Source organism: Bacillus sp. EB106-08-02-XG196 (genome assembly GCF_013396335.1).
Lineage (GTDB): Bacteria > Bacillota > Bacilli > Bacillales > Cytobacillaceae > Neobacillus.
Map to the genome: position 1 here is coordinate 66,251 of NZ_JABWSY010000023.1, position 7,798 is coordinate 74,048.

Below are 7,798 nucleotides of genomic sequence, written 5' to 3' on the forward strand. Positions count from 1 at the left end.
TGTTTATTGATTATTTTTAGCAAACGGTAAGTTTTATAACCTGAAAATAAACTTTTTATTTTCATTCATAGGGTAGCATCGGGAAATTATTCTGTCAAACACTGGAAAATTACTGTTTATCCAGATAATTTCTATATTTGTCGTTCCGTATATAATCGCTCTTTGATTAACTTTAAGCCTTCTTTAATTTTTTTGGCACGGATTTCGCCAATGCCCTCCACATCATCTAGTTCTTCAACAGTGGCGGAAATAATTTTCGAAAACTCGCCAAAGCTTGTAATGATATTTTCAATGATGACAATAGGCAGGCGGGGGATTTTATGAAGTATCCGATAACCTCTTGGTTGTTTATTTTCATCTAGCGGTATATAACCTTGATAACCCATCAATTTCAAGATGGCGATATCCTCTAGTGCCCCATTGCTCGTTAAAACCTGCATTCGTTTGAGGACATCTCTCGCCTTGACATTCCGATCAAACGAATAATCTTTGATGATATTAGATGTCTCTTCTTCTAAATCTGTCAAAATTTCATTCATTTGCAGGCGAATTAGCCTGCCCTCTGTACCTAACTCATTTAAGTAGGTTATGAGTTCATTTTTAATTTTAAGAACCATTTCAAATCGGTGCAGTACCAAAAGAAAATCATTAAAGGTAACAGATTCTTCGAACTCTAGGATACTTAAACTGGCAATACTCCGCCCAAGTACTGCTTTATACTTTTCGAGCATTTGAATGGCCTGATTCGCCTTCGTTAAGATCACAGATATATCTTTAAGTGCATAACGGAAATTTCCTTGATATAGGGTTATCACATTTCTCCTTTGAGAAATAGCAATGACAAGTGCCTTCGTCTGCCTAGCCACTCTTTCAGCAGTTCGGTGCCGCATCCCTGTTTCCGAAGCAGAAATTTCAGAGTCTGGTACCAGTTGGGCATTCGCTATAAGTATCGTATTACCTAGTTCATTAAGGATGATTGCACCGTCCATTTTTGCTAACTCATAAAGATAGCTTGGCGAAAAAGGACAATTTATTTGAAAACCGCCATCCACGATACCTTTGACCTTATCATTGTAACCAACAACAATGAGCCCGCCTGTATTCGCCCTTAATACATTATCAATTCCTTCACGAATAGGGGTACCAGGAGCAAGAAACTGTAAAACTTCACTTACGGTTTGTTCACCCAGCTTTCTATTATCCATGTCTTACACTCCCAACGCTGCTTTTAAGGCTTCAGCTACAGTGGACACGCCGATGAGTTCTACACCTTTCGGACCTTGCCAGCCGCTTAGATTATTGGCAGGCAAAATGACCCGTTCAAAACCCAGCTTCGCGGCTTCCTGCACACGCTGTTCAATTCTAGAGACCCGTCTTACCTCTCCTGTTAACCCCACCTCTCCGATAATACAATCTGTTGCCCTTGTTGGTTTATCACGGAAGCTCGAGGCAATACTTACGGCAATCGCTAAATCAATAGCTGGTTCATCTAGCTTGACTCCCCCTGCCACCTTAAGATAAGCATCTTGATTTTGAAGTAACAAACCCATTCGTTTTTCTAAGACTGCCATTAATAACGGAACCCGATTATGATCAATCCCCGTTGCCATTCTCCTTGGATTTCCAAAGCTTGTTGGAGAAATTAGAGCTTGGATTTCTACTAGTACTGGACGGGTTCCTTCCATTGAGGCAACCACTGTTGATCCTGCAGCACCTTGAGACCTCTCTTCAAGGAAGATTTCTGAGGGATTCGCCACCTCATCAAGTCCAAATTCTTTCATTTCAAAAATACCCATTTCATTGGTTGATCCAAAACGATTCTTTACTGCCCGTAGAATTCGATACGTATGGTGCCTTTCTCCTTCAAAGTAGAGTACGGTATCTACCATATGCTCAAGCAGCCTTGGCCCGGCAATGGAACCTTCTTTTGTTACATGGCCAACAATAAAAATCGCAATACCCTTTGTTTTCCCTATTCTCATTAATTCAGAGGTACACTCACGAACCTGTGATACACTCCCTGGTGCGGAAGTTACTTCCGGATGAAAAACAGTTTGAATAGAATCAATTATGACAAAGCTTGGATTCGTATCTTCTATGGTTCGATTGATTTCTTCCAAATTGGTTTCAGAATAGACGAGGAGATTCTCAGATTTTATCCCAAGTCTTTCAGCACGAAGCTTCGTCTGCCTCAAAGATTCCTCACCGGATATGTATAAGACCTGATTTCCTTTATTCGCAAGCTGGGAAGATACCTGTAACAACAGAGTTGATTTACCAATACCAGGATCACCACCGATTAATACCAGCGATCCCTTTACCACTCCGCCGCCTAACACACGATTAAGCTCATTCAAATCAGTAAGAATCCTTGGTTCAGTCAGTGATTCAATGGCTGTAATAGGTGTTGGTTTAGATAATAACGTGGCTCCCCCCTGAGAATGAGCGAAGGCTCCTCTACGATTCCCGCCAGTTACCTCAACTTCCTCCACCATTTTGTTCCATTCTCCGCAGCCCGGGCATTTTCCCATCCACTTCGGAGCTTCATACCCGCACTCTTGACACATATACTTCGTTTTTCGTTTGGCCATTCCTATCTACTCCTGACTATAAATACAAAAAGAGGTACACGGTCAACCTAGTATCGTGTACCCCTTTTAGTTGTTCTGAAAAAAATTTGGTTTATTTAGTAAGAGGCGTTTTTTCCGCCGTTTTAACTAAGAATTCACCATTATCCACATCAATTATAACATGCTGACCTGTTAATACTGTACCTCTTAACAGCTCTTCAGAAAGACGGTCTTCAATATGCTTTTGAATAGCCCTTCGTAATGGACGTGCACCGTACTCTGGGTCGTAACCTTCTACAGAGATTTTTCCCTTCGCGGCTTCTGTTAGTTCTAAAGAAATGTGCTGCTCTTTTAGACGTTTTACCAGTTGGTCAGACAGAAGTGTAACAATTTCTTCTAAATGCTTTCTTTCTAAAGCATGGAAGACAATAATTTCATCAATACGGTTTAAGAATTCTGGACGGAAGGCTTTTTTCAACTCTTCCATTACTTTACCCTTCATATCCTTATAATTCTGTTCTCCATCTTGAATATTAAAGCCAACATACTTATTACGTTTTAAAGCTTCTGCCCCTACGTTTGATGTCATAATGAGCACTGTATTGCGGAAGTCGACGGTTCTGCCTTTAGAATCCGTCAAGCGGCCATCTTCAAGAACTTGCAATAAAATATTAAATACATCAGGATGAGCCTTTTCGATTTCGTCCAGCAGGATAACAGAATATGGCTTTCTTCTAACCTTTTCTGTTAATTGGCCGCCCTCTTCGTATCCTACATATCCTGGAGGAGACCCAACCAAGCGAGAAGTAGAATGTTTCTCCATATATTCAGACATATCGATACGAATCATCGCATCCTCGTCACCAAACATTGCCTCAGCAAGTGCCCTAGCCAATTCAGTTTTCCCTACACCAGTAGGACCAAGGAAAACAAAAGAGCCAATTGGACGTTTAGGATCCTTTAAGCCTGCTCTAGCCCGGCGCACTGCTTTTGATACAGCCTTAACCGCTTCCTCCTGTCCAATCACACGGGAATGTAAGAGTTCTTCTAAATTAAGCAATTTTGCCGTTTCTGTTTGAGCAAGCTTCGAGACAGGAATTCCCGTCCAGCTTGAAACCACACTTGCAATATCCTCAACGGTAACCTCACTATTTTCTTTTCCTTGTTTTTCTTTCCACGTTTTCTTTGTTTCTTCTAGCTGCTCACGAAGACGCTGTTCTGTATCTCTTAGAGAGGCAGCTTTCTCAAATTCCTGGCTCTGAACTGCCGAATCCTTTTCTTTACGGACCTCTTCAAGCTTCACTTCTAACTCTTTTAAATTGGGAGGTGTCGTATAAGAACGTAAGCGAACCTTTGATCCTGCTTCATCAATTAAGTCAATCGCTTTATCTGGAAGGAAACGGTCAGAAATATAGCGATCAGACAACTTTACAGCTGCTTCAATGGCCTCGTCTGTTATGGAAACGCGGTGATGAGCTTCATAACGATCACGAAGACCTTCTAATATCCGTACGGACTCTTCAGCCGTTGGTTCATCAACACGGATTGGCTGGAAGCGTCGTTCTAATGCCGCATCTTTTTCTATATATTTTCGATATTCGTCAAGAGTGGTTGCACCGATACATTGTAGCTCTCCACGGGCAAGGGATGGTTTTAAGATGTTTGAAGCGTCAATAGCTCCTTCTGCTCCCCCTGCGCCAATTAATGTGTGTAACTCATCAATAAAGAGTATGATGTTTCCAGCTTGGCGGATTTCATCCATTACCTTTTTTAAACGGTCCTCAAATTCCCCACGGTATTTAGTACCAGCTACTACTGTTCCCATATCTAAAGTCATAACCCGCTTATCACGGAGAATTTCTGGAACTTCATTATTTACAATTTGTTGGGCAAGACCTTCAGCGATTGCTGTTTTACCTACACCTGGTTCACCAATTAAAACTGGGTTGTTTTTTGTACGGCGGCTTAATACTTCTATAACCCGCTGTATTTCCTTACTTCTGCCAATAACAGGATCTAAACTTCCTTCTCTAGCAATTGCCGTCAGATCTCTAGCAAGGCTATCAAGGGTTGGGGTATTGGCACTTACTGATGCCCCTCCCTGATGCCCGCCTGACTCATTACTGCCTAGTAACTGTAGTACCTGTTGACGTGCTTTATTTAAGCTTACTCCAAGATTATTAAGAACTCTTGCAGCAACACCTTCTCCTTCACGAATTAAACCAAGCAGGATATGCTCAGTACCAACATAGGAATGTCCTAATTTTCGAGCTTCATCCATTGATAATTCGATTACCTTTTTCGCCCTTGGGGTATAGTGAATTGTTTGGGATGCTTCCTGGCCTTTCCCAATTAACGATTCTACTTCCTTTTGGATTTTTTCTGAACCTAATCCAAGCCCATAAAGCGCTTTGGCAGCAATGCCTTCTCCCTCACGGACTAAACCTAATAGGATATGCTCAGTCCCAATATTGTTGTGTCCAAGTCTGATTGCTTCCTCTTGTGCTAAAGCTAATACCTTCTGAGCTCTTTCAGTAAAACGGCCGAACATCATATTCCATTCCTCCTCACCTTTTATCGTGCTCCATTTTTAGTCGTTCTCGAATTAAAGCTGCTCGTCTTATATCTCTTTCATTTGCTCTTAAATGCCCGCCTGCATACTGCTGCAGGAACCCAGGCTGTGTTAATATCATTAATTCATTTAATATATTCTTAGGCAAATGATCAATATAACCCATATCAATTCCTAGGCGAACATCAGATAGGCATTTTGCAGCCTCTTTTGTTTCTATAATCCTGCAATTGGATAATACTCCATAAGATCGAAACACTCTGTCTTCTAATTGTATGTTCGAAGTTTTGCGTAATGCTTCACGAGCAGACCTTTCTTGTGAAATTAACTGACTTACTACACCTTTAAGGTCACGACAGATATCTTCTTCAGATTTCCCTAGAGTAATTTGATTGGAGATTTGAAATATATTTCCGAGCGCTTCACTCCCCTCGCCATAGATTCCTCTAACAACTAATCCCAGCTGGTTTATTGCTGGAATAATACGATTGATTTGCTGAGTTAATATAAGACCTGGCAGATGCATCATGACAGATGCCCGTAGACCCGTACCCACATTTGTGGGGCAGCTTGTTAGATAACCATGCTTTTCATCGAAACCAAAGTGAATGTGGCTTTCCAGCCAATCATCTACCTCATTCGCTGCCTCTAACGCCTCTGTTAGCTGAAGGCCGGGAAACAAACATTGAATGCGAATATGGTCCTCTTCATTAATCATAATACTAACTTCTTCGTTTTCGGTTAATAGAACGGCTCCATATGGTGAATCCTCTGCTAAATTAGGGCTGATCAAATGCTTTTCTACTAAAACCCTTTTTTGAAGGGGCTGTATTTCATCAATCTTTAGTAATTCCATTTGACCAAACTTTGTGAAATTTGATTCTTGCAGTATATCTTCCATTTTTTTAATAATGGCTTGTGCTTCTTCATGTGAAAATAATGTTGGAAAAGTAAAGTTTTCAAAGTTACGGGCTAAACGGATTCGGGAACTAAGGACAATATCTGAATCAGGCCCCTCCTCGCTCATCCACGAGCTGACGGCTTGATTGATAAAGCGTTCAAGCGACACGTTATTCCCCTCCCTTACTGCTGCCTGGTAAGCCTTTTTCGAGTGTACGAATTTCATCTCGAATCTGAGCAGCTTTTTCAAATTCCTCTTGCTGAATTAACTCTTTTAATTCATTTTTAAGATTTTCAACTTGCTTTTTAAGGTGAATTCCTCCACCAATTCTCTTTGGAATTTTACCGCTATGGGACCAATTCCCACTATGAAGCCTTCTCAAAACTGGTGGCAGCTGTTCATTAAAGGTTTCATAGCAATGTGCACATCCGAAACGCCCCACTTTAATAAATTGTGGAAATGTCATCGAACATCCACTACACTGAAGAACTTCTTCTTGATGAAAGGTATTTTGATTTTGCTTTTGAACAGTGTGATCAATATTTAATAATCCTGCTAATAAGTTATTAAAGGTAAAACCAGATCCTCCTGAAATCATGAACATCTCGCCCTTTTCTTGGGCACATTTTTCACAAAGATTTACTTCGGTTTTTTCACCGTTGATAATTTTTGTAAAATGGAGTGCAGCAGGTCTTTGATTACATTCCTGGCAAATCATCTTTCATTTCACCTCACTAGCTGGTATATATTATTTATACTTCAATGATGTTAACATTGCATTTAACATTCTTGCTCTTAATTCATCTCGGAATGGAAGATCAATATACAGGACAGAACGATCAATAACACTGAGCATAATTTTTGCTTCTCGTTTTGTGATTATCTCCTCATGTACGAGTCTATAAATAACATCTTCTGCTGTAGTTTGTGCAATACGATTATCAAAGAGTGACAGTAAATGATCAATTAGGTCAACTAAATCATGGGACTGAACCTTCATGATTCGGATATACCCGCCTCCTCCACGTTTACTTTCTACGATATATCCTCGTTCAATGGTAAAGCGCGTATTAATGACGTAATTGATTTGTGAGGGGACACATTGAAATTTGTCAGCAATTTCACTTCGCTTAATTTCAACATGCTCCTGCTCACTCATTTCTAACACTTGCTTCAAATACTTTTCAATAATATCGGAGATGTTTCTCATCTTCGCACCCCCTGACTTTGACTATATTTGACTTTAATTATACTGAAAATTTTATGTAGTTGCAAACAACATGCTACTAATGATTTTCTCCATATTTCGCGGGTGTGAAACCTGTTAAATTTGATTTTAGGAAATTAGTTGGAGTGGGTAGTGCCTAAATAGGAGGTTAGGTTCCTTTTTGTGCTAAAAAGTTTGTGCGGAGGGACTTTGGAAATTTAACTAAAAGTGTAAAAATGATTATTCGTTACCGTTTTCTCTAAAAATAACGCTTCACGGGCAAGAATAGCCACTATTCGTTACCATTTTCTATAAAAATAACGCCTCACGGGCACGATTAACTCCTATTCATTACCGCTTTCATTTAGAGGTACCACAGTGAGGGCACGAATCTCGATCCCATCATGTTTACAACCTTTTGTCCTTTCGGACAAAAAAAAAAAGCACAACCCTTATCAGGTTGTGCTTCGTTTTGCCTGGCAACGTCCTACTCTCACAGGGACAAAGTCCCAACTACCATCGGCGCTGAGAAGCTTAACTTCCGTGTT

The 7,798-nt window shown here is 40.4% G+C and carries 6 protein-coding genes; all 6 read right to left on the reverse strand.

The window, feature by feature from the left end:
- Positions 1-131 precede the first annotated feature (131 nt).
- Entirely contained in the window at positions 132-1,205 is a 1,074-nt protein-coding gene (gene disA / locus MLOOGBEN_RS26680; RefSeq protein WP_179161283.1) for a DNA integrity scanning diadenylate cyclase DisA, read from the reverse strand.
- A gap of 3 nt (positions 1,206-1,208) precedes the next feature.
- Positions 1,209-2,591 carry a DNA repair protein RadA gene (radA, locus tag MLOOGBEN_RS26685; protein ID WP_179161284.1) on the reverse strand — a complete coding sequence of 461 codons (1,383 nt, stop codon included), beginning with the start codon at positions 2,589-2,591 and terminating at the stop codon, positions 1,209-1,211.
- A gap of 91 nt (positions 2,592-2,682) precedes the next feature.
- The gene (clpC, locus tag MLOOGBEN_RS26690; protein ID WP_179161285.1) at positions 2,683-5,124 is read right to left on the reverse strand and encodes an ATP-dependent protease ATP-binding subunit ClpC; all 2,442 of its coding nucleotides are present in this window, start codon (positions 5,122-5,124) and stop codon (positions 2,683-2,685) included.
- A 13-nt stretch (positions 5,125-5,137) separates the two neighbouring features.
- A complete protein-coding gene (gene mcsB, locus MLOOGBEN_RS26695; protein WP_179161286.1) occupies positions 5,138-6,211 on the reverse strand; it encodes a protein-arginine kinase McsB in 1,074 nt (357 codons plus the stop codon).
- Between the two features lies 1 nt (position 6,212).
- On the reverse strand, positions 6,213-6,761 hold the full coding sequence (gene mcsA, locus MLOOGBEN_RS26700; RefSeq protein WP_179161287.1) for a protein-arginine kinase activator protein McsA: 549 nt from the start codon (positions 6,759-6,761) through the stop codon (positions 6,213-6,215).
- Positions 6,762-6,791: 30 nt separating this feature from the next.
- Positions 6,792-7,253, reverse strand: coding sequence for a CtsR family transcriptional regulator (locus MLOOGBEN_RS26705; protein ID WP_179161288.1), 462 nt, complete (start codon positions 7,251-7,253; stop codon positions 6,792-6,794).
- Between the last annotated feature and the right edge of the window lie 545 nt (positions 7,254-7,798).